The sequence below is a fragment of the Alteromonas sp. CyTr2 genome (genome assembly GCF_947311905.1).
Classification (GTDB): domain Bacteria; phylum Pseudomonadota; class Gammaproteobacteria; order Enterobacterales; family Alteromonadaceae; genus Alteromonas; species Alteromonas macleodii.
Map to the genome: position 1 here is coordinate 28,424 of NZ_CAMZMZ010000030.1, position 26,045 is coordinate 54,468.

Below are 26,045 nucleotides of genomic sequence, written 5' to 3' on the forward strand. Positions count from 1 at the left end.
GCTATTGTCTCATTTTTGATTGAAAAAAGAGGGTTGAGGCATCATCGCCGAGTTTCCGTGACAACGACAAGCCTAGTTTAACAAGAGAGCTGTCTGGGGTTGTGATAATGACATTTTTCAAAATACTAATCCCAGTTTCAGTTTCTCCGATACTATCAAGTGCAAGTGCATAGATATACCAATTTTGTGGATTATCCGGTGCAAGTTCTGTGGCTTTCTTAAAGTAAGTAATCGCAGTTGGCTTTTCTTGATTTCGAATATAAAACATCCCGAGAGCGTAATTAAATAGATCGCTTTCGGGCATATTTTCTGTCCCATTTAGTAAGATCTGCTTTTCCAACTGTGTTTTGTGTTGAGTACGGTAAAGCTCTGCAAGATTTATATAGTTGGCTTCAAAGTATGGGTCTACTCTGACACCTTGTTTTAATAATACTTCTGTCTGACCAACATTTCCTAGTTGGTATTCAACTAAACTTTGATTCAGGCTACCTTCACCACGCCATTGATTTACCTTATTTGACAGCGTAAGTTCCGACAGTGCGCTCTTAAAGCTTTTACTTTTTTTATCGGAGCCAATTAGGTTGTTTGCCGCCGCAATGCGAATGGCTCTATATTGGTCATCAAGCAGTTTGACATACGATTTCATCCGTTCATGAAGTGGAAGAGCTCGGCCGGCTTGCGCTGCTGCTAATCTAATTAGCGGTTCATTACTTTGAATGAAATGTCGTAAATCTTTGTTACTGAGCGGCTGATTTGTTAAAGGGAGCATGGTTATCGCCGTTGCTCGCTTTATTGCAGGCAACGATGCTGAATGTGCAATACGTAATATAGCTTGATTGCTAAAACTATCGCCGTGCATAAGTGACACGTAATCTTCTTCAATACTACTTAGCGTAGAATCTCTTCCGTACCATTTTGTTAGCTGCTTCGATACCCACGCGTTGTCTTTGTTATGGCAATTCAAACATGCATTGGGTGAACCTGTTATAGCAGAAACCTGCGGAGTTGGAATACTGAAGCTATGATCTCGTCTAGCATCAACCCCCATATAAGTGCGGCTAGGCATATGGCAGTTTATGCACTGATTAGCACCTTCACTTTCAGCATGTCTACTGTGGATTTTACCTTGATACGTGGCGACTGAGTGGCATTGCAAGCATAAGCCGTTACCTTCTATTTTAAGCTTCATAGAATGGGGATTGTGGCAGTCATTGCAGTTAACGCCTGCCTCATACATCCGACTTTGCAAAAACGAGCCATAAACATACACCTCTTCTCGAATCTGGCCGTCAGCAAAGTAAAGAGGGGGAAGCAGCAGCGAAGGGGAAAACTGGTCTAAGAAAGGCTGCTGTGGCTCGATACCATCAGTAAGTGCACTGCGAAGTGAATGACAGGCGAAACAGGTATCCATAAACGAATTGTCCCGGGAAGCTGGAACAAATTCGCCATCTTTTTCTTCATGCCATGTCGCAATACGACTTCCTTCTTTTAACAGCCATTTTCCTAGCGACTTTTGCTCATTTCGGGATAACGTGGGAGAAGTGTTGGCAAGCGTGGTACCTGAACTTTTGTGAAATTCATCAGCAGGTTCACTTAAGCGGTAGTGGTTCCCCTCGTTTTTCTCAAATTCACTGTTTTTAACGTCAGCGTGTGACAACATCTCGCCGTGGCAAGATTTACATGAGACGTTGATTTCATCAAACTGGCTATTAAATGAGAGGGAGTCTGTATCAAAATTACGCGTTAAGCCGCTAGAATGGCAGTCAGCACACATACCGTTCCAGTTTTGCAATGGTTGTTTCCAATGCAACCTGTCGTTGGTCGCTATATCTTCTGATGAATAATTGGGATACCAGTGTTGACCGCCTTCTTTCTTGTCACGTGCATCCCATGCGAAAGGAAAAACCTGAAATTGCCCGTTCTGCGTTTCTACTAGATATTGCTGCAGCGGATAGTGCCCAAAGACATAGGTGATGGGGTAGGTTGTTGTAACACCGGCTTCAGTTAATTTTGCGAAGAAATCGCCACCGTTTTTGAAGAAATACGAGGTTTGTGTGAAGTGTGTGATGGTCGCTTTTTCAAAGTTACCAAGTACTGACGAGTCGGTAGCATGGTCCATCGCTTTGGCATGGTCAGATATTTTCCACTGTTCAACTTGCTCTTTGTGGCAGTTTACGCAATTTGCTGCTTCTTGTGCTTGTGCGACAACAAAGATATTTGTTGTTAGCGTTAATAAAACGAAGAGTGAGAACAACCGCGACACTACTACATCCATGACTTTCGATTACAGCTAATATTTTATCACAATATTAGTTTTTATATTGCACGCTTTCATTGATTAGAGTGTTACTCATCACGCTCTGTCAAAATCAACTCACTAGACTGGGGCATTATTGCAAAGTCAAAATGACCTAGAACGTTCATTCCCAACAATCCGTCGGCATCGGGTAGAGCGTCTTCGGGCAGCACGACGGCAGAAACATCGTTGAACTCGTAGCCAGCAAAGTAAAATCGGGGTATTTGTACCAGAGGGGCTTCAATGGTTCCTGACGCGGTTCTAATGTTGAAGTTACCAATGAACGTGAGGTTTCGCATTCGGCCTAAACGCGCAAAGAGTCGCGATGATATTGCGGTGGTACTGGCACCCGTATCTAAAATCATGGTGGCTTTTTGGTTAAGCGCCTTTACATCAAGGCGATATTGATCGCCAATGCGCTCTAAGGCTACACGGGTTTGATAACCTGCGGCTTCAGCGCCTGTTGGCTCTATTTCACTCTTGTTCGGCGTAGCGTCTGCGTTGGCAATATCGCGCATTTCATAGGCTTTATTGCGAATGATATTCGCGTCTCTGTCGTTTGATGGAAGGGCAGCAAGCACGTCTTCCATTAACGTAAGCTTTTGCTGATAAGCGTACGCTTCAGCCAAATTAAGGGTGTAGTGCCTAGCGTCAGGTATGCGTTGATACAGTGGCTCATTTAATCTGGCAACCAATTCCCATTGTTCGTCTTGACTTAACTGCGTCTGCGCCTGTTGATACAAAGTGGCAATTTTTGCGTCAATAAATGAGAGAGTTTCAGTTGAAAGAGGCAGTTCGGCCAAGTCGTAGTAGTGCACTATGGCCGTTGAAAGAGGCTTGGTTAACTCAATCAGTTCACCCTCTAGCAACAACAGAGATTCGTTGAGCGGGTCATATTTTAAAAGGTTTGTTAATTCAGTGGCGAGCAACGCGTATTGCTCGTTATTGAGTAGGGTAGTCAGTGACTCTAATTGCTCTTGATTAACGAGTGGTGAAGAGGTGCGTAGATCGTCAAGTGCGTTGGGTGCCGTGTTAGTGCCTGTCATAGGTGAAAAGTTGGCGGGAGAGCGTTCATTGTTGAAGGGCTCAGCTTTTTCGTTTACCTGAGTTTCATCCACCAACTGTGCTTGGGTTTCTAGCTGCTTGTCACTATCTAAACGGTGTTCATAACTGGCCTCTAGTGCATAAGCTTTATCATTGTGCTGCTTTAAACTAAGCCATAGGTAAACGTTTATGCCTAACGACACAATAAGGAAGAGCGAAAGCACTATCGCTAGCCACGTTTTCATTGCGCCACACACGCTTTGCCATAGATGTCCACGAATTGTTTAGGCATTCGCTTTGGGGCGCCAGTATCAAGGCTAACACATACGAATGTGGTCATAGCATCAAATACGGTTTTGTTTCGCTTTGGGCAGATAAATTGAAACTGGCGTTTCAAAGTAAGTTTGCTGTCGCAATGCACTATCCATGTAGCGCATTCTAACGTATCTCCAAGATGTGTTGGCAGGTGGTAGTTTAGCTCGTGGCGCTTAATGACCATGCCACGGTTAAGCGATTGATAATCGGCAAACTGCAAGCCAAGCGCGTTTGAATGGGCCCATGCTAGGCTTTCTAACTGCGACAGGTATGCCACATTATTAACGTGCTGATAGTGGTCGATGTGCGTTTCATCAATATGCCACTGCTGCACAAAGGGGGCGTCTAACATCCAATTAAGCGTTGGGGTGCTCAAATCTTTTCCTTATTCATATTTTTGCTTTGATCTACTCTGCTTCTTCACGTTCAGGTATTGTGCCTCATACCACAGGCAGGGGATTATCTTCAGGTAACGTTAAATCATCGTTTAACAATAATTGCATTATCGCTTTTTCTCTCACCAATACGGGGTCAATAAAGCTCTGCACGTCACCTATCGCTTTAAACGCATCAAACCCTCGTTCCAAAAATTCATGCAATGCGAGTAATCCTGCTAATTTAGCTGGACGACGGGACAGTGAAATTAACATACCTATACCACGAATTTTTATAACGTCGGCGAGTTGATCGCCCAAATGGGAAATTATGTCGATTTGATGCTTTCTATCCTCAATTCTGCCCACATTACGATACGCCAAAGCGTAGTTATCTCGGTTGATAGGTTCTCCGGGAAAATGGCTTTGTAAGTACTGAGCCATCGCCATATCTAAATCGAACGATAGTGCATTTAACGACAATGCGTCGTCCATGGCGTTCATAGCTTTGTCAGGCAATACTTTTGCGAGCTTCGGAATAACTCGCACTAAATCAGCGTCCCGTTGGCTAAAATCTTTTGGCCCGTACAATTCATCTACAAAAAAAGCCATGGCTTTTTGGTAACGTTTTTGCTGTGCTAAATCGTCGTGGGTGACCAGTAAGCGTTCGCATTGCCAGTGTTGCAATTGATGAATGATAGGCATTACACCCAACTGATTGGCTAAGTCACGAAGGGCATTGACCCGATGAATATGTTTAATTATCTCTTGCGCCAAATGACAAACTCCCTGTTGAGATAGTGTGGCTAATTCGTTGTTGTAAACCTAGATTGACCTAAGCAAGCGAGCCTTTCAAGTGAGAAGACAAAGTTTTACTGGTATACTCCACCGCCATTGAAATAGCTCTGTTATGTAGAATTTATTAGCCGCCATGAATATCGCAAGTCATCACGCATTGTTTGCCAAGACTGAAACTAAAAATACCGATACTAAAGGCTCAAACGTTGAAAGCCTAAAAAGTGAATATCCGGGCATGCACCGAGAAACGACTACGGGGTCGGATCACTCAGAAGCAGACGTTGATGTACCTGTGTTAATCGCGTTGTTTAATTCGACATTTGAAGATTTTAATACGCGCTTGGTTTTAGGTGATGACGAACCCATTTACATCCCAGCAGACAGCGCAACACCTTATCATCAAGTCGTGTTTGCTCATGGATTTTTTTCAAGCGCTTTGCATGAAATTGCGCACTGGTGTATTGCGGGTGAAAAGCGTCGACTATTAGAAGATTACGGTTACTGGTATTGCCCAGATGGCCGCGATGCATCACAGCAAGCTGACTTCGAAAAAGTAGAAATTAAGCCCCAGGCCATTGAGTGGGCGTTTACAGAAGCAGCAGGAAGAAAGTTTCAGGTAAGCACGGATAACTTAAACGGCGCTGAGCCCGACAGAGAAGGTTTTACGCGAAACGTAGCCGCACAGCTTGAACGCTATAAATCTGAGGGCTTTCCGCCTCGGGCTGAACAATTTATTAATGCGCTGTCATCTACGTTTGGTAAAGGTAAGTCGTCTGGTTCATGTAGCAGCATAATAAATAGTACGGTAACAGACACGTCAAAAAATACGCTAACAGCAAATTAGGTGGCGGGATAGGAGTAGATGCCGAATGAATCAAACTGATCTTAACCAATCAACGTTTGATAACAAACCCAAATTCAAACTGGGTGTTGTGGTAAACCCCTTTGCCGGCATAGGCGGAGCATTCGCGCTTAAAGGCAGCGACGGTGCAGAAATTCGCGAAAAAGCACTGGCTATGGGAGCAGAGAAAAAAGCCAACGAAAAAATGGCGAAAGCGCTCAGTATTCTAGAAGCCTTATCTGGTCAATTTACCGTCGTGACAGCATCGGGCGATATGGGTGAAACAATCTGTGAATCTCTAGGTATTCCTTATGAGGTAATCTACACGGCTGATGCCGTGCAAACCGAGGGCGAAGATTCAGAGCGTGCAGCTAAAGCAATGGTGGACGCCAACGTCGACTTACTGCTTTTTGCCGGTGGCGACGGCACAGCCCGTAATATCTGTAGCGTAGTTGGCACACAGGTGCCCGTGCTAGGTGTGCCTGCAGGTTGCAAAATTCACTCTGGCGTTTACTGCGTGTCGCCGTCAGCGGCAGGGCAGGTAGTAAGTCAGATGATCGCAGGCGAGCTTGTGAGTGAAATGGACGCCGAAGTGCGTGATATTGACGAAAACGCGTTTCGCGAGGGCAAAGTTATTGCCAAACACTATGGTGAAATGCGCGTACCCGCAGAGCTCACTTACGTTCAAGCAGTAAAAATGGGCGGGAAAGAAGACGAGGCCTTAGTGCTTGACGACATTGCCGCTTACGTTGGTGAAATTATTGACGATGAGCCTGACACCTATTTTGTCATGGGATCCGGCTCCACCGTAGGTGCGGTCATGGACTTTCTTGGCCTAGAAAATACCTTGTTAGGTGTGGATGTGGTTAAACAAGGTGAGCTAATCGCAAGTGACGTTACTGCGAGCGAACTGATTGCGCTGACTCATGACAAGCCCACTAAAGTCATTTTGACGGTGATCGGTGGTCAGGGCCACATATTAGGTCGCGGAAATCAGCAGCTTAGCCCTGCTTTTATCCGTCAAATTGGCAAGCAGAATATGCTCGTTGTTGCCACTAAACAAAAACTACAGGCATTAAACGGTAAGCCGCTTCGCTTAGACTCAAGCGATGCAACGCTAGACGCTGAACTCGCAGGCGCGTTCACGGTTATCACTGGGTATAAAGATAAAGTACTTTGCCAAGCTGTTTAAAGACGCAGTTTGATACAACACAGCACATGTATAGCCATAAAAAATGAGTTTATCTCGAACTAAGATTTGATATTTAAAAACAGGAAGGAGTAAGACGTGTTACCACCTGCTGCAGCACCAGAAAGTGTCGTTAACGCCATCGCAGATATTGAGGCATCGCTTGATGACGTGGTAAATCACGGTAGTGATGACGAATTGTTTATAGCCAGCTACTTGCAAGGTCACTTTGCAGTAGAGGCTCGCCAGTTAGAAATGCAAGAAGATGCTACGGTTACGATGCTTAATGATAAAATGCTCGAAAGCCTTAATAGCGCATTCGCCAACAACGAATTAGAAAGTGAAGATGCTAAACAAGTAAAAGCGCTTTGGGCACGGTTAGTCGCAATATAATTGCGACTTTCTTCTCTACTTTCCCCTAGCAATATTTCTTCGTTCGTCGTTTATCCTCTCTTTTACAATCCGTTACAGTTTTCTACATCGCAACTCTTTATAAACTACCAAATTGATTTATGTTTAGTACTGGCGTAAAGCCGTTTTGTGGTGCCTGGCACATTTTAGTGTTCAGCACAGATAATAAGATTAAGGATGACGAAATGACTGTACTTAAGCATCTCACCAAGCGCTTAAAAGTAAGTGTAGGTGTGCTGGCAGTAAGTAGTACGCTGGTTGGCTCAGCGTTTGCTAAAAATGATATCAATATCGACTACGAAAAGTTCACTACTGATAATGGGTTAACCGTAATTGTTCATGAAGACCGCAAGGCCTCAGTGGTTGCCGTTGCGGTTTGGTACAAGGTGGGTTCAAAAGACGAACCAAACGGCAAATCAGGGTTTGCGCACTTATTTGAACACTTAATGTTTAACGGCACGGAGAACTATGACGATGAATGGTTTGGGCCGTTACAAGAAGCTGGGGCAACAGGATTAAACGGTACCACAAACTTTGACCGTACTAACTATTTCCAAACCGTTCCGACACCTGCACTTGATCGTATTCTCTGGATGGAATCTGATCGCATGGGGCACTTGTTAGGTGCGGTAACACAAGAGAAATTAGACGAACAGCGTGGCGTTGTACAAAATGAAAAACGTCAGGGCGAAGACCAGCCATATGGAAGCGTATTCACACATATTTTTGAAGGCTTATTTCCCATAGGGCATCCTTACCATCATACGGTGATTGGCTCGATGGAAGATCTTAACTCCGCCTCGTTAGACGACGTTAAGGGCTGGTTTAACCAATATTACGGACCGAATAACGCAATACTGGTGCTAAGCGGCGACATTAACGCAGAAGAAGCCAAACCTCTGGTTAACAAATATTTCGCTGACATTGAGCCGGGCCCAGCACTATCTAAGTGGGAAGCATGGGTGCCAAAGCGTAGCGCAAACACCCGCGAAGTGATTCAAGACAAAGTACCTCAATCGCGCATTTACCGCCTTTGGGTTTCACCTGAAAATACCTCTTCAACCGCAACAGACTTGTTCATTGCCGCGAGTGTCATGGGCGATGGTAAAAACTCACGCCTTTACAAAGAACTGGTGTACGACCAACAAATTGCTACCAATGCCTCGGTGTTTAACTACGAGCTACAAATGGCGTCTATTTTTGGTGTGACGGTTGACGTAAAAGATGGCGTTGACGTTGCGACAGTGGAAAAAGAAATAGATAAAGTCATTAGCGAGTTTTTGAGTAAAGGTCCAAGCAAAGACGAAGTTAAATTGGTGTCGACTAAGCGACGTGCTTCAATTATTCGCGGGCTTGAAGAGGTTGGGGGCTTTGGCGGTAAAGCCGATACGCTTGCTAGTGGTGAGTTCATTGCTGGCGACCCTAACTACTTCAAAACTGAATTGAGTGAGCTAGGACAGGCTACTCCTAAAGGGGTTAAAGCGGCTGCGAATAAATGGCTAAAAGAAGGGTGGCATCAAATCACGGTTGTTCCGTTTATTGAGCACACAGCATCTACCGAAGGCGTTGACCGCAGTTCTGGCTTGCCTTCAATCGATGCAGAGACTCAACTGAGCTTTCCTGAGGTGACAGAAACTACGCTTTCTAACGGTGTAAAGGTAGTATTTGCAAAACGCTCTACGGTTCCATTGGTGAATGTTGCGGTGCAATTCGACGCAGGTTACGCTGCTGATGCGGGTGGCAAGTTAGGACTTGCGAGCTTCACCACACAGATGCTCGACGAAGGCGCGGGAAAATATGACGCGCTGGAGCTTGCGGCAGAGCTTGAGCAGTTAGGTACTGATTTAAACGCTGGCTCAAACCTAGATACCACCACAGTTAGCATGTCAATGTTAACGGAAAACATGGAGCCTTCTTTGGCGCTAATGGGTGATATCTTGAAATCACCAACGTTCAAAAAGGAAGAGATTGAGCGTCAACGAGCGCTTATATTAAGTAATATTGCACAGCAAAAAACACGCCCTGTAAGTATTGCGCTTACGTTACTTCCGCCTCTTATTTATGGTGAAGGCCATGCGTACGGTATTCCGTTTACCGGTACCGGAACTGAACAAGACGTACAAGCGATTACGCGAGATGACCTTGTTAACTTTAAAAATACGTGGCTACGCCCAGACAATGCGACAATTTTTGTTGTTGGCGACACCACGTTAGGTGCCATTCAACCCATGCTTGAGAAAGAGTTTGGAAAATGGAAGGTAGAAGGTAGCAAAGGTGCGAAGCAAATTGCTGAAGCGTCAATGCCTGAGCAAGGCCAAGCGATTATTATCGACCGCCCTGGTGCACAACAGTCACTTATTCTGGCTGCACATTTAGCGCCACCAACAGGGGCTGACAACAATATTGCAATTAATGCCATGAATTTAACCTTAGGTGGTGCTTTTACTGCTCGCGTTAATATGAACCTGCGTGAAGATAAAAGCTGGTCTTATGGCGCGTACACCTTCCTGCAAGATGCTAGGGGACAGCGTCCGTTTATGGTTTATGCGCCGGTGCAAACCGATAAAACAGGTCCATCACTGCTTGAGCTTAAGAAAGAGCTTAACGCTTACTTAGGTGAAAAGCCGCCAATGGCGAATGAACTTGAAAGGGCGCGGTTAGACGAAGTTCGCTCTTTGCCAGGTCAATTTGAGACGGCTAACGCGGTATTGTATAGCTTACTGTCGAGTGAAAGATTTAACAGACAATATAACTACCCAGAGTCCTTGGTCGAGAAATACAACAGCTTGTCTTTAGACGATTTGAGTAACGCGGCGAAAGAAGTGCTGCACCCAGAGAAATTAACCTGGATAATCATCGGAGATGCCGAGAAGATTAAAGCAGAAGTTGAAGCGGCTCAGCTCGGGCCTGTTAGCGTGCAAAGCATGAATTCACTGTAATAAGCGACACTGCAAAGCAAGCGAAAGGGCCGAGAAATTTCTCGGCCCTTTTTTATTCAGAATTATTCGCTAAATTCGTCAAACGCACGCAAAGCATCGGCGGCGTACATAAATGATGGGCCTCCGCCCATGTATACCGACATACCGCACACTTCTTCTATTTCTTCACGGGTAGCACCTAAATGCACTAACGCTTTAGCATGAAAACCTATGCAGCCATCACATCGCGTTGCAATACCAATCGCAAGGGCAATAAGTTCTTTCGTCTTTTTATCCAACGCACCATCGGCGGTCGCCGCCTTGGCCATATCTGAGAACCCCTTCATGACTTCTGGCACGCCTTTTTTAACCTCGGCTAGATATGGATTTAAGTTATCTGTAATTTCTTTATATGACTTCGTCATAGAGTTTCCCTGATGAAAATGTAATAGCCTATTAGGCTTGAACATCTATAGATACTAAGGCTTAATCTAAATAAAGTTCAAAGCAAATCTTATCGTTCAATACGTATCTATTTTAGTCTAAAGTTAATAGTGCGCTATGACGTAAGTCAATAACTGTTAAGGATATTGTACAAATGCGCCTTTTGTAGAATGGTGAGCGGCGGCAACATGTACTAAAGTTAAACAAGTTTAATTAGCAGTTCCATTTTTGATTTGAAGACAACGTCTCTGGTGAACACGACAAAATTTATACTCTCACCCATTCGCGTGTTTGCAGTAGCTCTTCTAAATGTAATCTACATTAGCGTTGCTCTCGCATCTGGTTCGAACAAGTTAATGAATGAATATGCTGTTGAACTTTTAACAGCTGAAGATGGCTTCGTTTCATCAGAAATCTATTCCATAGTCCAAGACCGCCAAGGCTTCCTTTGGTTTGGCACAGCAGAAAATGGCGTAATGCGCTACGACGGTCGCAACGTTAAGCTCTTTGAGTCGAGCAGTGAAGACGACCAAAGCCTTTCTCATAACGATGCCGGTAACTTAATGTTGGATGCAGAGGGCAATATTTGGGTGGGTACGTGGGGCGGTGGTGTCAACCGATACGACCCTACGACCGGTCAGTATGCGCGCTATTTAAATGTGGCTGATGATGTAAATTCTCTGTCATCAAACCGAATTCAGTCACTTTTCCAAGATAACGCAGGTGATATCTGGCTAGGCTCTTACGACAAAGGGCTTAACCGTTTTCTAGGCAATGGGCAATTTCAGCGAGTTCAAAAAATACCAGGAGATAAAAACAGTCTTTCCCATAATCGCATTTGGGACATTATTGATAACGACGCTGATAGCCTTTGGGTAGCAACCAGCTATGGGATAAATTTACTCGATAAAAAGACGCTAAACGCCAAGCATTTCTTGCCTGAACCCAAAAACAAAACTGCGACAGGCGCAAATGAAATACGCAGCTTACTTCGTACATCTTCTCATCAGCTATTTGTCGCTACGCAAAACGGGCCTTTCTTATTCTTTCCAAGTTCCGGTGTTTTTCTGCCTCAAACGACACGAGAAGGTAAACCACTAAGTCAAGTAAACTCTATGATTGAGGATCATGATGGTCAAATATGGTTCGTTACTACCGAGGGGGTGTATCGACATACCGGAGAGGGGAATTACGTTGAAAAGGTTGACTTTGGTTATGAAAATGGCCTTCGCATAATTTTTGAAGACCATACTAAAACCAAATGGATTACCAGTGAGGTTCATGGAATTTTTAAATTTTCCCCTCGCGGTAAAATTAAACAAATCAATAGTGAATTACTAACAGCACCAAGTGGTATCGCACTTGATAATGTAGATGAAAATGAAGATAAAAGTGGCGATGTGCTCATCGTTACGGCAAATGCCGACGTATTCAAATGGAAAGTGAAAGAAGAGCTTTTGCAAAAAGAATACGGCTCGGTATTTAAAGAGTTTAAAGGTTATAAAGAGCGTGGGGTTATAGAAAGACCTATTATAGTTCCGGATCAAGACGGGTTTCTGTGGGTAGCGCAAGATGACTTTGTGGCCAAAGTTGACCGACGTACTAAAGCAATAAGCCGCATTGGATACTCTAAGACTGACAGTAATTATCGCCAGTTTCGTGAGTTCAGAGCACTTGAACTAGATAATGATGGCAACGTTTGGATTGGTACCTATAAGCACGGTATCTACATTTACAACAAGCATTCCAAGGAATTTAAGCATCTCACAACCGAAGACGGTTTAACGCACCCAGAAATTCATAGCTTATACAAAGACGCCAGCGGAAATATGTGGGTTGGCTCGGGCGGAGGTGTGAATTTGTGGTCAGCTGATAGTGAAAGTTTCGCGAACTTTAGTGGCGCAGAGGGCCAGCAGGGAAGTTTGGTCGATAGCATTGTGGAAGATATTCACCAAACAAATGCTGGAGAAATATGGATAGCTACCCAAAGGGGGTTGTACCAGTATTTTGCAGAGTCTAAATCCTTTAAGCATTTTAGTGAAAAGAATGGGCTGCCCACCACCTTAATAAGAGCTATCGCCGATGGTGAGGACGGCAGGCTGTGGCTTACCACCAATAAAGGTGTTTTTCTTTATAATCCCGACACACAAAATGTTATTAGCTACAACAGTACTACAGATTTGGCAGGCAAAAACTTTTACTCAGGTAGTTTAATTAAAGCGAGTGGAAAAACTTTCTTTACGAGTAGTCAGCGGGGAATAGAGTACTTCAAATATAACCAAGAGCAAACTGACGCCGTTAGCGCAAAAATAGTTCTCACCGATTTTAAAAAGATGGGGGAATCAGTAGAGCTTAATAATCCACTGTCCTATGTCACTGATATCGACCTTTCTTATGAAGACTACTTTTTTTCATTAGATTTTGCACTTTTAGATTTTTCAGACCCTAAGCGCGCCCACTTTGCATACAAGTTAGAAGGGTACGATGAGCAGTGGATTGATATTGGAAATCATACTTCGGTGTCGTTTACCAACTTAAACGGGGGGGACTACAGGTTACTCGTAAAAGCCAAGAAACCAAATGGAGAGTGGGGTGATGATCCCCTCTCGTTGAATTTACATGTGGAAGTAGCACCATGGAAAAGCTGGTGGGCATACACTATCTATGGCTTACTTTTGTTAGGTATGGTTGTTTCGGTGATTTACCTGCGCACCCGCTTACAACAAACGGAAATTACAAAACAAAAGCGCTTTGTTCAAACACTAGAGCAGCAGGTATCTGAAAAAACTGCGTCGCTAAAAGCGCAGGCGAACGATTTAAAACAAGCGCTTGAACGTGCTGAAGAGGCCACGAAGTTGAAGTCTGAATTTCTCGCCAATATGAGCCATGAAATTAGGACGCCAATGAACGGAGTTATTGGCATGCTTGAGCTGTTGAAAAAAAGCGACCTAACAGTAGAACAAGGCCAGCGCGTGAGTATTGCTAAAACCAGTGCCAACTCACTGCTTGTGCTTATCAATGACATTCTAGACTTTTCAAAGATAGAAGCGGGTAAGCTTGAATTAGAGTCTTTGGATTTTGACCTAAGGGAACTGGTGGAGAGTGTCGCGCTATCAGTAGCGCACTCAGCACAAGAAAAAGGACTAGAGCTAATCGTTGATGTCTCTGAAATTAGCGAAACAAAGATATATTCAGATCCAAACCGAATTCAACAAATTCTGACTAACCTCTTAAGCAATGCCGTTAAATTCACTGAACAGGGTGAAATTTACATTGCAGCAAAGTTACTTCCAAGTGATGTTGAAAATGAAGCTATGCTTCACTTAACTGTAAAAGATACGGGGATAGGCATCCCGGAATCCAAACTTCTTCATTTGTTCGACGCTTTCACCCAAGTAGACGCGTCTACAACGAGGCGCTTCGGAGGTACTGGACTTGGTTTAAGTATCACAAAGAATTTGTGTCATTTATTGGGTGGTGACATAAGCGTTGCGTCAGAGCTTGGCAAAGGTAGCTGCTTCAACGTTATATGCAAAGTTACGTGCTCGAAGGAAAGCACGAAACTGCAATCTGAACTTGTTAAAGAGAACACGCGTTGCTTAATAGTGGATAACAATGCATCAACAAGACATACCTTGCAAAATCAGCTTGGGCTGTGGGGTGTGAATGCGTCAACTGCATCGTCATTACAAGAGGCTGCCACGCTTTACTTAGCTGATGAGATTAGTGAACAAGGCCCTTTAAGTTTTGATATTTTGTTTTTGGAAAAAGTCGTTGATGACCACGAGCAAGACAATCACTTACTGAACCTTGAGGGTATCGAAAACTTAAGGTTCAGTCGTACTATTCTTATGACCAAATTAGGCGATGTCGATAGCTATAGCGAGTTTAGAGGTCTGCCAATTAACGAATGTCTGCCAAAACCCATAACGACAACAGATTTACTAAGAATACTAGAAAATACGGTAGGCAAACCCGGCACACAAAACGATGTGCATCCAGGGCAGTTGGGTATGGGTACTGCAGACTTTGCAGAGCAACGTCCAAATGAAGGCCTGGCAGAGCAAGAAACTGAAAACCGCCCCCTTACTATAAAAGCACCACGAATTTTGTTAGTTGAAGATAACGTGATAAATCAACTGGTCGCTACTAATGCGCTCGAAAGCGAAGGGTATCAGGTAGATGTGGCGAACAACGGCTTAGAAGCGTTAGATATGTTGAAGAACCGCAAGCTTGAAGCACAATACAGCGCAATTATTATGGATTGCCAAATGCCAGAAATGGATGGATTTGAAGCAACGAAATGCATCCGCCAAGGAGCGGCAGGAGATATCTATAAAAGTACGCCTATTATTGCGATGACGGCCAATGCCATGCAGAGAGATAAAGATATGTGCATGGCTGCAGGTATGGACGACTTTCTAACAAAGCCTATCGATCACCAAAAAGTAACTTCAACCTTACAGAAGTGGCTAAGCAAAATTAACTAGCCTCTCGCCAACGAGGAAGTAAACGCGTTAATATGCAACAAGTTTTTAACAAGTTGTGAGAGCGTTAATGCTAAATCGTGCATCTAAACCCTTCGTAAAACTCGTCGAAAGATATCTTCCCGACCCTTATATTTTCGTTTTATTGTTAACGCTCATAACGCTTGTCTTTGCAGTGGTCATTCAAGGCCAATCACCACTTACCACAGTTCAACAGTGGGGTGACGGCTTCTGGGGGCTGCTCACATTTTCAATGCAAATGCTCTTGGTACTAGTAACCGGGTTTATGTTGGCATGCACGCCGTTAGTAAAGGCACTGCTTGAAAGGCTCGCCAGCGTAGCGAAAAGTCCAGGAAGCGCCATTGTTCTGGTCACCTTGGTATCGCTGATTGCAAGCTGGATTAACTGGGGCTTTGGCCTTGTTGTAGGTGCGTTGTTTGCTAAGGCCTTGGCAAGAAAAGTGACGGTGGATTATCGGTTATTAGTAGCAAGCGCATATTCAGGCTTTATTGTGTGGCATGGTGGTTTAGCGGGCTCTGTGCCCTTAACAATTGCAACACCGGGCCATTTTTCAGAAGCACAAATTGGCGTAATGAGTACAAGCGAGACTATATTCAGCGGGTTTAACTTGCTGTTGTTGGCGATTATGTTTGTAGTTATCCCCCTTGTAAATCGCTTAATGCTACCTCCTAAATCTGAAAGCGTGATTGTTGATAGCACAAAGCTACAAGACGATGCTTTACCTTCAGCAGAAAACGAGCGGCCCGCCGACAAGCTTGAAAATAGTAAAGCTCTTGGGTTGCTTGTAGGCTTTGCCGGGCTTGCGTATCTCACTAACTACTTTGCTTCAGGGGGCGGGCTTAATCTCAATATCGTTAATATGCTATTTCTCTTTCTCGCTATTGTCCTTCACGGCACACCACGCAATGTACTGCACAGCCTGCAGCAAGCCGTTCAGGGCGGTAGTGGTATTGTTATACAGTTCCCATTTTATGCGGGGATCATGGCGGTAATGGTTCAATCAGGATTGGCCCAAACCATGTCAGAGTGGCTGATTAGCTTTGCATCTGCAGAGTCGCTGCCAGTATGGAGTTTTATTAGCGCAGGCATTGTTAATATCTTTGTGCCGTCGGGTGGAGGGCAGTGGGCAGTGCAAGCCCCAGTAATCTTGCCTGCTGCCGCTGAACTTGGAGCCGAAATAAATAGAGTTGCCATGGCGGTAGCGTGGGGTGATGCGTGGACCAATTTGATTCAGCCATTTTGGGCGCTCCCCGTACTTGCCATAGCCGGCCTGAAAGCCAAAGACATTATGGGCTTTTGCTTGGTTCAGCTTATCGTAACCGGTGTCATTATTTCCTTGGTATTGCGGTTTGTGTGAGGATTTCGAGAGCAATTTAACGCCGTAAAACAAAGCGAAAAGAGCCGAATGTGAAGCCACAACTTAAATACAAGCGGTGTGAATGATGCATTTAGACGAAGAAAAGGTAGGGTTGTTGATCGTAGATGTTCAGGGTGCGCTGGCTCGAAAAGTCAATGATAGCCAGACAATGATCTGCAAAACGGTGAAGTTAATACAGTGTTGTAAATTGCTCAATATTCCCGTAGTTGTACTTGAGCAAAATCCTGATGGCTTGGGGAGAACGGTCCCTGAAATTGAAACTCATGTCGCAAGCGATCCTCACTTTAAGAAGTTTACTTTTAACGCTGTAGCGGGTACTGACCAGTGGTCGTCCGAAATACTGGCGTACATTGGTGAAATGGAATTAAGTCGATGGCTGGTTGTGGGAATTGAAGCGCACGTATGCGTTTATCAAACGGTAACGGGTTTATTGGAAAATAATCACATTGTGGAAGTAATACAGGACTGCATTTCTTCAAGAGAGTCTTCAAATGCTGTGCTCGCCATCCAAAATATGCGTGAGCAGGGCGCACGGATCAGCAGTTTTGAGATGACACTTTTTGGCCTTTTAAAATCATGCCAACATCCAAAATTCCGAGAAGTGTTAGCGCTCATCAAGTAGTCGAACAACGTGATGAGCGAAACAAGTCGGAGCTAAGCGAATGCGGTTTCTATCGATACAATGTCAATACCACGCACTTGCATAGAATCCAGCGCCAATAGATGACCAATGGCGTCACGCGTGCAGGTGCAAGGTTCAATGACTTTGGGGGAATACTTGGCAGCAGCTGGTGATAATGCTGTGTGAGTTACGCAGTTGTGCGTCATCACACCTGCAAGAAGAATTTCATCCACGCCCAATGACTGTAAGGTTTCTTCTAAGTTGGTGTTCTCAAAACAATCGGCGTGTTGCTTTGTGATGATTGGCGCATCCGGGGCAGCGGCTATCACCTCTTTATGAATTTCAGCGCCATGAGATCCTTCATAGAAAAACAACCCTTCTCCGGCCTCAACAGGCACAAGGTGCTGTATGTGAATAATCGGAATGCTCTTTTCCTTTGCAATAGCCATCGCTTTAAGTGTTTCTTGCATCGCAAGCTCTGGTTTGTGTAAAGGATACCTCCCTTCAGGAAAGTAATCGTTTTGAATATCTATAACAATAAGTGCTTGTTTAACCACGGTCTTACCCTCTTTATCCAAGAAATAGTCTCTAGCACGGTTTAAGTTGTGCTTACTCGATATTGACTATTTTGCAGATTTTCACGTGTAATAGAGAGTGACGATAATGACAAAAAGCGCGCCAAATGCGACAGCGTTCACAGAACGACAATGAAACGATGAAAGAAATAAAAATAGCAGTAATAAACTATCCAACCGCAAGCCAATCTGCGCTTTACGGCATCGTTGAGATGTTAGAGTTAGCAAATACGATGTGTGAGCAAATCAACGCTGATGTGGCATTTAGCGCGAGTATTTACAAAGCGGAACAGTTAAACTCAAATGCACTGGTTGACGTCGTCATCTTGCCGCCAAGCATGAGTGAAACATTTTTTGAGCATGACTTCACATCACTCATCAACTATATGGAAGTCATGCAGTCCCAAGGTGCATTGCTCGCATCTGCTTGCGTAGGTGCATTTATTCTTGGCAAAGGGGGCTTTTTAGATAACAAAGTGTGTACTACACACTGGCGAATTGCCGATCACTTCATGGCAACCTTTCCCACAGCAAAGCTAGATGCTAAGGCTATCGTGGTAAACGGGGAGGGTGTAATAACAGCTGGCGGGAGAATGGCGTGGATTGATCTTGTGTTTGAAATCATATCGACCTTAAGTTCACCCACCATTGCCTTGAATCTTTCTAAAGAGATGGTGGTGGATACAGGTTACAGGGAGCAAGGCTTTTATCACCAGTTTTCACCTAAAAAAGATCATGGCGATGCTCTCGTTGTTAAAGCGCAAAATTACTTGGAAAACCATTACAGTCAGCCAATTTCTCTTAGCGATTTAGCTAGCCACACTTTCGTTAGTCAGCGAACCTTACAGCGAAGATTTACGCAAGCGTTAGGTATGTCAGTCATCGACTATCTGCAGAAGCTGAGACTTCATCATGCTTGTCAGCAAATTGAAGTATCAACGCGTAGCATTGCTGATATTGCATTCAACGTTGGCTATCAAAACGTCAATGCGTTTAGGAAGATATTCCGTAAAGAGTATGGGCTTAGTCCGGTGGAATACCGCAAGCGTTTTGCAATAAATTAATCATATCGTTATTTTCATTTTAATTGTTATGTTATAACATTTATTGAATTCGAGATTTAAAATGAAACTTAGCGAGTCGTTATGTCTATTCAAACTCAGCTTCCCGTTACCGTACTATCGGGCTTTCTAGGCGCCGGTAAGACCACGGTTCTAAACCATATTCTGAATAATCGTGATGGATTAAGAGTAGCCGTCATTGTTAACGATATGAGTGAAATCAATATCGATGCTGCTACGGTGAAAAATGAAGTTAGCTTTAATCGAGCTGAAGAAAAGCTGGTTGAAATGAGCAATGGCTGTATTTGCTGCACGTTGCGAGAAGATTTGCTTGAAGAGATAGAGCGTTTAGCGCATGAAGGTAGATACGATTATCTGGTAATAGAGTCTACAGGTATTTCGGAGCCTTTGCCTGTAGCTGAGACCTTCACGTTTGCCGATGAAGACGGTAAAAGCTTGTCGGAAATATCACGCCTCGATTCGATGGTTACCGTTGTTGACGCATTGAATTTTCTTAAAGACTATGACGAAGCTAAGTTTCTCAACGAAGTGGGTGAGAGCTTGGGGGAGGAAGACGAGCGAAGCGTGGCAGACTTGTTGGTCGAACAAGTGGAATTTGCTGATATATTGCTAATGAGCAAAACCGACTTAGTCTCTGAACAAGAGTTGGCGCGCCTTAAAAGTATTCTGCAAACCCTTAATACCGAGGCTATTCAAATTCCTATCGAGCATGGAAAAGTGCCCCTCGACAAAGTGCTGAACACAGGGCGGTTTAGCTTCGAGCGTGCTCAGCAGTCGCCCGGTTGGCTGAAAGAAATGCGTGGCGAGCACGTACCAGAGACTGAAGAGTTTGGTATAAGCAGCTTTTCGTACGAAGCGCGACGTCCGTTCGATCCGCAGAAGTTTTATGATTTTATTCATAGTAAAGACATTGCAGGTAAGTTAATTCGTTCAAAAGGCTTCTTCTGGCTGGCAACACGCCCTCAATTAGCGGGCAGTTGGAGCCAAGCTGGCGGTATGGCGAGATACGGGGCTGCTGGGCTGTTTTGGAAAGCCGTACCCAAAGAGCAGTGGCCTGAAGACCCTGAATACCTTAAAGCGATTGAAGAACAATGGATGGAGCCCTTCGGTGACATGCGTCAAGAACTGGTCTTCATTGGACAAGGGCTTAATAAAAACGACATTATCGAGCGGTTAGATCGTTGCTTGTTAACAGACGATCAGCTTATTCAAGGCCATCATGTTTGGGCTGAAATGCCTGACCCATTTCCTGCGTGGGAGCACTAATATGCAGGCGCTACAAGACTACAATACCGTATTCGAACGCAGCAGTTCTTGGCGCTCAAGCGCCGATGCTATGGTGTTGGGCGATATCTTCGATAAAGGTATTAGCGTTGCGGTATGGACAAGGCCTGAAGTACCACTTGTCACGCAATATTATGTCGACGTTTTTAAATTATTAGGAATGGGGATTCGCGGTGTTTTCTCTTTAACATCACTGAAAGAGGAAATCGCAAAGCTTTTACCTGATGGAAGAAATAGTGCCGGAAAGCAGGCTGCCATTGACGATATTTATTTGCTGTCTGACATGCTCACCACGTTATTTGACTGTGACAGTGTGGGCGTAAGGTTAGTGCCCCTTTCATCAGCAATGTGCCCAAGCTTTCATGTGGACAATATTCCTGTTCGGTTGGTGAATACTTATTTAGGCGAAGGTACAGAGTGGCTGCCGAAAGAAAGTGTGGTTACACGCCCAATGATTGGTCTTAACGACGCGAATACACAAGGGCTTACTAAGAATAGGTTGGGCCAGCACTATCGAGAGAGCAGCGTTAGGCAAATGAACGCGTTTGATGTGGGTTTACTTAAAGGTAAGTCGTGGCAGGGCCATGAAGAATTTGCCGCCGTGCATCGGTCCTGCAAAGTCATACCTGGTGCTCATCGCGTGTTGCTTACCCTGGATCCCATGTAGTTTTTAAGTTCTTATTGTACCTCACCCTCGGTTACTTCGGCGCTATCACTTTTTCCATGAGTTTTCCCTTGTGATAGCGCTTTTTTCTTTCTCGGTACCTAACCTCGCTTATCTTCTTAAATATCCCCTTTTAAGCTTCCAGCGTTAAGGTAAATAGTCTAACAGGCAAGTGCCATATCTTTTTAGCGAAGACCTCAAAGGCCAAGTTTTTCAACATATACCCTTAAACATTATAGTCTTTCATATTTAACGTATTGTGAATGCTAGGAATGCGTTCTTCTTCATGGTGATTCACATACAGCAGTGTACTTGTGCCAGCCCTAGCCAATATATCAATAAGCTTAAGCGCTTTTTGGCGGTTGAAGTCGTCTAAACCATTGCAAGGTTCATCCAAAATAAGCACGGCGGGGTGCTTAACCATAGAACGTGCAATAAGTACTAATCGCTGGTCACCAAAAGACAGTGACTGAAACGGCGTGTTCTTTTTCTGTTTCAAACCCAGTACTTCAAGCCACTGCTCTGCCACCATGCGTTCCGCTAGCGTGGGGCGAGTGTACAGACCAATACTGTCGTGAAAGCCTGAAATGATAACGTGCTCAACACTTGCATTCACTTTGTACTGCATGTGGAGCGCGTTAGACATAATACCAATGTGCTTTTTAATGTCCCATATGCTCTCGCCTGTGCCACGTTTTATGCCAAACATTGTTAAATCGTTGGTATAACAATGGGAATTATCACCGGTAAACATTTGAAGCAAACAGGTTTTTCCTGACCCATTTGGACCAGTGATCTGCCAATGCTCATTTTTGTTAAGCGTAAAGTTAAGCTGTTCAAATACGGTTCGCTCATCGAAGCGCACGAACCCATCTTTAAGCTGAATTAAGGTATGAGGTAGTGAATCTAACTCACTGTTTTGCTCATTGAGGTTTCGGTCATTGCGATTGGGGTCATCGCCGTGTTTGTCTTTAGCGTTTAGGGCTGAGGGAACATCGATATCATCAGACTCTAGTGCAAACCAGGTGCTTAGTTCTGAGCGCAAACCGTCATAGTTAAGTTTATCTTCAGATTTCCACGTAATGGCCAAGTCATCCATGACAATCAACTGAGCTTGTATATTCTTGGGAATATCTGCGAGTTTGTTGGCGGTAAGTACTAAAGAAGCTTGCTGCTGAGAGACAAGAAAGAGACTAAATGCGCTTATCGCTTCAACATCTAAACCTTCGAAGGGTTCATCAAGCAAAATAATAGAGGCATTACTTAACCATGCCAACATGATAATAATCTTGCGGGTTTCACCTGTTGAAAGTGAAAGAAACGCATTATCTAGCAGATGCTCAATTCTAAGCGCAGAGGCGAGTTCGTCGTAATAAGGGTGGTTTTTATAATCCTCATTAGTCTGTGCGAATAGTTCGCGAACCTGTGTTGGCTCAGCTATTACGTCTAAAATATCTGCACTGTCTTTTTGTTTTTCTTCTTCAATTATCGCTTGCTGTTTAAAAACCGATACCTCTGCAACAACCGAAGTACATTCACGACTACCGCTTGCTACCTTCCCATTACCGGCAAGCGCGGAAATTAAGAGTGACTTTCCGCTACTGTTTCTACCTGCGATAAGGAAGTGCGACGGCGCACTTTCAGTACAGAGCGCTAGCGAAAATGCAGGAGTAATGTATTGATTAGGAAGCTTTATTTGAAATTCAGAAAGGTACAGCATTAATGATCGCGAGTGAATATAAAGTAGAACCATTGTGAAGTTTTCTGATTACGTGTCAATGGTGAATAAGACTTTCTGAAGCCAGAACTAGCTGGTAAGTTAGTCTTATAAAGTTAGCGCCACGTTCAATGGCCAGTTAAGGGAATCAAATTGTGGGCAAGGTAGTTATTGTCACAGGTGCTAGTCGTGGTATTGGTGCTGCGACTGCTAAATTGTTGGGAAGTAGCGATTATAAAGTTTGCGTAAATTATCTTTCGGATAAAAACGCAGCTGATAGCGTGTGTGCGTCGATAGCTGACAACGGTGGCGTTGCATTTGCTCATAAAGCCGATGTTTCAGATGAAGCGCAAGTGCTGAACATGTTTGAGACTGTGAACGGCCGATGGGGTGAAATAACGCATTTGGTTAACAATGTGGGTGTTTTATTCACCAAAACTGAGTTAATTAACGTCACTGCAGAGCGCTTCACCAAAGTACTTAATACCAATGTGCTTAGCGCATTCTTGTGTTCGAAGGCTTTTGTAAAACAAAACGTTGCAGGGGGCGCAATCGTTAATGTTTCGTCCATTGCCTCTCGTACTGGTGCTCCTTTTGAATACGCCGACTATGCGACGTCGAAAGCGGCAATGGATTCATTCACCAAAGGGCTTTCATTAGAACTTGCTGCGAAGAACATTCGTGTAAACAGCGTCCGGCCTGGTTTTATTAAAACAGACATTCATGCCGATGGTGGTGAACCTGGCAGAGTAGAACGGTTAAGCTCACAAATTCCTATGCAGCGGGGCGGTACAGCAGATGAAGTCGCACAGGCGATAGCCTGGCTTCTATCACCTCAGTCTTCATATGTTACAGGGTCGTTTATTGATTTAGCGGGTGGGAAGTAAAGCGCGTGATAACACTCAGAGATTTTAAAATGAGCGATGTAGGTAGACTGGTAGATATTTTGAATCAACCGTCGGTCACGCAATTTCTATCGACAAAAATTCCCAGCCCTTATACAAAAGAAGATGCAACATGGTGGATTCAAGAAGGGAGCAAAGAGGGTTTTATAAGAGCTGTAGAGTACGACGGCGAGTTAGTAGGATGTATTGGTGTTAACCCAGGAAACTTTGAATATGAAAGAGCCGGAGAGGTCGGATACTGGCTTTGTTCATCACATTGGCGAAAAGGGATTATGCGTGACGCGCTGCGCCAAATTATCGCCCTTACTTTCTCAAACACAAGTATAGAGCGCATTTTTGCCTGCGTATTTTCATCCAATCTTGCTTCGCAAAAGCTGCTGTTAGATGCAGGGTTTAAGCAAGAAGCGATATTGCAACGCGCCATTTTTAAAAATGGACTGTTTTACGATAGCCATATTTTTGCCATTTTGAGGTAGCTCTGCGATGGTGACTTTAGTACCCGCAAAGCGCTGAGTGGTTTCCATTGATACGGATTTTTATTTTACTGCTTTATTCGCGGCAACGCCTTCAATCACCCCTGCGGCTGCAAGGTTCATCAATCGACGAAACCTCGGACATTCCAAATGACTCGGTGCTGTGCAAGCAGCTGCATGCTGCAGACCATCACGCATTGCTTCTAATTTTTTGATTGTTCCATCTAATTCGTTCGCTTTTTTAAGTAGTAGATCGCGATCTATATCAGGCTTTGCATCGGTTCCTAATATTCCTGCAATTTCTTCCAGTGAAAAACCAGCTGCGCGGCCTAGTGCGATTAATTCAAGGTGCTCTAAAACGTTTGAGCTAAATACGCGACGTATACCTTGTCGACCAATAGATTTGATAAGGCCTTTTTCTTCATAAAAGCGCAGTGTTGATGCCGACACTCCTGACTTTTTTGCTACGCGAGATATTTCCATACTTGTTACCCATAAAGGCACTTGACTTAAAGTTAACTTGAAGTTGTAGGCTAGCATCTCATGTCAATTGAAACTAGTTATTGAGAGTGAATATGAAAAGTATTGTTTTTATCTTGCTGATAGGTATTGGAGCTACTTTAGTGATGGATTTATGGGCCTTGTTGAGAAAGCAATTATTTGATATTGCCCCTACCAATTGGGGCATGGTGGGGCGCTGGATAGGGCATATGAAAAAAGGGCAGTTTCGTCATACTTCTATTTCAAGTGCCCATGCTGTTCACGGGGAAAGTACTATTGGGTGGACAGCCCATTACCTAATTGGAATTGCCTATGCAGCACTGCTTATTTTCATATGCGGAGAATCTTGGTTGTTCGAACCGACGCTGGGTCCAGCAGTGGCGCTCGGTATCGCTACGGTCGTTGCACCGTTCTTTATATTGCAGCCAGGTATGGGCGCTGGTGTTGCCGCATCGAAAACGCCTAACCCTAATACCGCTCGGTTACACAGTATTATTAATCACGTCGTATTTGGCGTTGGGCTGTACCTTTCAGCTATGATACTAAAGCTCGTCTTGTCTTTAGAACTATTGAATTGATCGAGCGATGAATAAAAGTGAAAGCTGCAGAATGCTAGACAGAGCCTGACAACAGTGAGGCGTTGATTCGTAAAATAAGCAATTAGAGAGCATTTAGTTGGCGATTCTTACGGTTGATGCCTTACCTTTTCTAACGCCAAGAAATGTAGCAAAGTGTTGATTATCTTCACTGTACAGCCTAACAAAGCCTCCTTGCATACTGGCGGATATGTCTGCATCAAACATTAAGTCATCAACTAGACTATTTAATATTTCCAAATTACCTGACGCCACCTCTATTGCACAAAGGTCGTTATTACAAACGGCCTCTCGATACAGTGCTGCGTCGTGCTCTTCTAGTCTGTCGTAGAGTGAATCTTGCAGTTCGTTCTCTATTAAAAGGGTCTCACTAGTTTTGGGAGCGAACTTTATTGTCTCTACGAGTCCTCTTAATTCTGTAATAGTTAAAGAGCCTAAGCGCTTAGTATCCAATATGGCAATGTCGTTATTGACCTGCAAAATGTGACTTGTATCGTCAATGGGTTCTTCTGGTTCAATTAGAGGATGAACATTGGTTTCATTACTAGTTAGCTTTTCATTTTTTAGCTCAGCGTCAGTACCAATTTTCGTCACGATAAGTTCTTCCGCTGAAGTGTGTTCTTGGGACGAAGTTGAATCTGACTTATCCGCGTGGGGAACTGCTGTATTGTTCAGGTTAGTTGCTTGGTCTTTCTTCTGAATACGTGGCTCACTGGTTAACGAACCGATAAAGTAACCCACGGTAGTGAACAATACTACGGTCAAAACAAAAGAGAGTTTTTTCAATATAAATATCCTTATTTCAATAACTGAAAGAGATTGTGCTTGTTGTGGGGAAGATTACCTCTGTCAAAAAGCGCTATTCCTTATGCTCTTAACCAACAGTTCCTGTAAAGCGTGTCACTATTTTATAAAGATTAAAACACGAACCAAGAACAACATATCACAATGAATAACGAAATTACTTACCTCAATTGCTGATAAGAAAGTTTAAAATACCAAAACAGCCACAATTATTTATTTGTTCTTAATATGAGGTGGTTTAATTGAGTTGACCAGTCCAGTTAAGGATATAATTGAACTTTAGCTGGAGAAAGTAAATGGCCGGAA

General features: G+C 44.0%; 22 protein-coding genes. 13 read left to right on the forward strand and 9 right to left on the reverse strand.

Features of this window, described 5'->3' with window-relative positions:
- Position 1: 1 nt before the first annotated feature.
- From QME20_RS14800 to QME20_RS14815, 4 genes are all read right to left on the reverse strand, one after another.
- The gene (locus QME20_RS14800) at positions 2-2,263 is read right to left on the reverse strand and encodes a multiheme c-type cytochrome (protein WP_281716166.1); all 2,262 of its coding nucleotides are present in this window, start codon (positions 2,261-2,263) and stop codon (positions 2-4) included.
- 83 nt (positions 2,264-2,346) lie between these two features.
- Complete coding sequence (locus tag QME20_RS14805; RefSeq protein ID WP_281716167.1) at positions 2,347-3,585, reverse strand: retropepsin-like aspartic protease; 1,239 nt, start codon at positions 3,583-3,585, stop codon at positions 2,347-2,349.
- On the reverse strand, positions 3,582-4,031 hold the full coding sequence (locus QME20_RS14810) for a thioesterase family protein (RefSeq protein WP_187446659.1): 450 nt from the start codon (positions 4,029-4,031) through the stop codon (positions 3,582-3,584). Before QME20_RS14810 ends, QME20_RS14805 begins: the two co-directional genes overlap by 4 nt.
- A 64-nt stretch (positions 4,032-4,095) precedes the next feature.
- Positions 4,096-4,806, reverse strand: a complete 711-nt coding sequence (locus QME20_RS14815) for a hypothetical protein (protein WP_281716168.1) — start codon at positions 4,804-4,806, stop codon at positions 4,096-4,098.
- 154 nt (positions 4,807-4,960) lie between these two features.
- Here QME20_RS14815 and QME20_RS14820 point away from each other — a divergent pair, with 154 nt between their 5' ends.
- The 4 genes from QME20_RS14820 (at position 4,961) to QME20_RS14835 (ending at position 10,207) form a co-directional block, all read left to right on the forward strand.
- Positions 4,961-5,671, forward strand: a complete 711-nt coding sequence (locus QME20_RS14820) for an elongation factor P hydroxylase (RefSeq protein ID WP_281716169.1) — start codon at positions 4,961-4,963, stop codon at positions 5,669-5,671.
- A gap of 25 nt (positions 5,672-5,696) precedes the next feature.
- Positions 5,697-6,860 (forward strand): ATP-NAD kinase family protein, encoded by a 1,164-nt coding sequence (locus QME20_RS14825; protein WP_281716170.1) that lies wholly within the window; start codon positions 5,697-5,699, stop codon positions 6,858-6,860.
- A gap of 96 nt (positions 6,861-6,956) precedes the next feature.
- On the forward strand, positions 6,957-7,250 hold the full coding sequence (locus tag QME20_RS14830) for a YfcL family protein (RefSeq protein WP_281716171.1): 294 nt from the start codon (positions 6,957-6,959) through the stop codon (positions 7,248-7,250).
- Positions 7,251-7,453: 203 nt separating this feature from the next.
- On the forward strand, positions 7,454-10,207 hold the full coding sequence (locus tag QME20_RS14835; protein WP_281716172.1) for a pitrilysin family protein: 2,754 nt from the start codon (positions 7,454-7,456) through the stop codon (positions 10,205-10,207).
- Between the two features lie 62 nt (positions 10,208-10,269).
- On the opposite strand, the gene QME20_RS14840 is transcribed toward QME20_RS14835, so the two are convergent.
- The gene (locus tag QME20_RS14840; protein ID WP_187446662.1) at positions 10,270-10,611 is read right to left on the reverse strand and encodes a carboxymuconolactone decarboxylase family protein; all 342 of its coding nucleotides are present in this window, start codon (positions 10,609-10,611) and stop codon (positions 10,270-10,272) included.
- 375 nt (positions 10,612-10,986) lie between these two features.
- Between QME20_RS14840 and QME20_RS14845 the strand changes: the two genes are divergently transcribed.
- The 3 genes from QME20_RS14845 (at position 10,987) to QME20_RS14855 (ending at position 17,138) form a co-directional block, all read left to right on the forward strand.
- Positions 10,987-15,120: a hybrid sensor histidine kinase/response regulator gene (locus QME20_RS14845; protein ID WP_281716173.1), complete on the forward strand. Its 4,134-nt coding sequence runs from the start codon at positions 10,987-10,989 to the stop codon at positions 15,118-15,120.
- A gap of 67 nt (positions 15,121-15,187) precedes the next feature.
- On the forward strand, positions 15,188-16,495 hold the full coding sequence (locus QME20_RS14850) for a TIGR00366 family protein (protein ID WP_187447234.1): 1,308 nt from the start codon (positions 15,188-15,190) through the stop codon (positions 16,493-16,495).
- Positions 16,496-16,577: 82 nt separating this feature from the next.
- Complete coding sequence (locus QME20_RS14855) at positions 16,578-17,138, forward strand: isochorismatase family protein (RefSeq protein WP_262385765.1); 561 nt, start codon at positions 16,578-16,580, stop codon at positions 17,136-17,138.
- A gap of 32 nt (positions 17,139-17,170) precedes the next feature.
- Here the strand turns inward: QME20_RS14855 and QME20_RS14860 are convergent, their stop codons facing one another.
- Positions 17,171-17,716, reverse strand: a complete 546-nt coding sequence (locus tag QME20_RS14860; RefSeq protein ID WP_281716174.1) for a cysteine hydrolase family protein — start codon at positions 17,714-17,716, stop codon at positions 17,171-17,173.
- 104 nt (positions 17,717-17,820) lie between these two features.
- Between QME20_RS14860 and QME20_RS14865 the strand changes: the two genes are divergently transcribed.
- The 3 genes from QME20_RS14865 (at position 17,821) to QME20_RS14875 (ending at position 20,746) form a co-directional block, all read left to right on the forward strand.
- Positions 17,821-18,777 (forward strand): helix-turn-helix domain-containing protein, encoded by a 957-nt coding sequence (locus QME20_RS14865; protein ID WP_168462841.1) that lies wholly within the window; start codon positions 17,821-17,823, stop codon positions 18,775-18,777.
- Positions 18,778-18,858: 81 nt separating this feature from the next.
- A complete protein-coding gene (gene zigA, locus QME20_RS14870) occupies positions 18,859-20,061 on the forward strand; it encodes a zinc metallochaperone GTPase ZigA (protein WP_281716175.1) in 1,203 nt (400 codons plus the stop codon).
- A gap of 1 nt (position 20,062) precedes the next feature.
- Entirely contained in the window at positions 20,063-20,746 is a 684-nt protein-coding gene (locus QME20_RS14875; protein WP_281716176.1) for a DUF1826 domain-containing protein, read from the forward strand.
- A 223-nt stretch (positions 20,747-20,969) separates the two neighbouring features.
- Here the strand turns inward: QME20_RS14875 and QME20_RS14880 are convergent, their stop codons facing one another.
- Entirely contained in the window at positions 20,970-22,496 is a 1,527-nt protein-coding gene (locus QME20_RS14880; protein WP_348648756.1) for an ATP-binding cassette domain-containing protein, read from the reverse strand.
- 119 nt (positions 22,497-22,615) lie between these two features.
- Here QME20_RS14880 and QME20_RS14885 point away from each other — a divergent pair, with 119 nt between their 5' ends.
- Entirely contained in the window at positions 22,616-23,347 is a 732-nt protein-coding gene (locus QME20_RS14885; RefSeq protein ID WP_281716178.1) for an SDR family oxidoreductase, read from the forward strand.
- A 5-nt stretch (positions 23,348-23,352) separates the two neighbouring features.
- Entirely contained in the window at positions 23,353-23,841 is a 489-nt protein-coding gene (locus QME20_RS14890) for a GNAT family protein (protein WP_281716179.1), read from the forward strand.
- 60 nt (positions 23,842-23,901) lie between these two features.
- Here the strand turns inward: QME20_RS14890 and QME20_RS14895 are convergent, their stop codons facing one another.
- The gene (locus tag QME20_RS14895; RefSeq protein ID WP_281716180.1) at positions 23,902-24,321 is read right to left on the reverse strand and encodes a helix-turn-helix domain-containing protein; all 420 of its coding nucleotides are present in this window, start codon (positions 24,319-24,321) and stop codon (positions 23,902-23,904) included.
- A gap of 92 nt (positions 24,322-24,413) precedes the next feature.
- Between QME20_RS14895 and QME20_RS14900 the strand changes: the two genes are divergently transcribed.
- A complete protein-coding gene (locus QME20_RS14900; RefSeq protein ID WP_281716181.1) occupies positions 24,414-24,917 on the forward strand; it encodes a DUF2938 domain-containing protein in 504 nt (167 codons plus the stop codon).
- A gap of 93 nt (positions 24,918-25,010) precedes the next feature.
- Here the strand turns inward: QME20_RS14900 and QME20_RS14905 are convergent, their stop codons facing one another.
- Positions 25,011-25,721 carry a hypothetical protein gene (locus tag QME20_RS14905; RefSeq protein ID WP_281716182.1) on the reverse strand — a complete coding sequence of 237 codons (711 nt, stop codon included), beginning with the start codon at positions 25,719-25,721 and terminating at the stop codon, positions 25,011-25,013.
- Between the last annotated feature and the right edge of the window lie 324 nt (positions 25,722-26,045).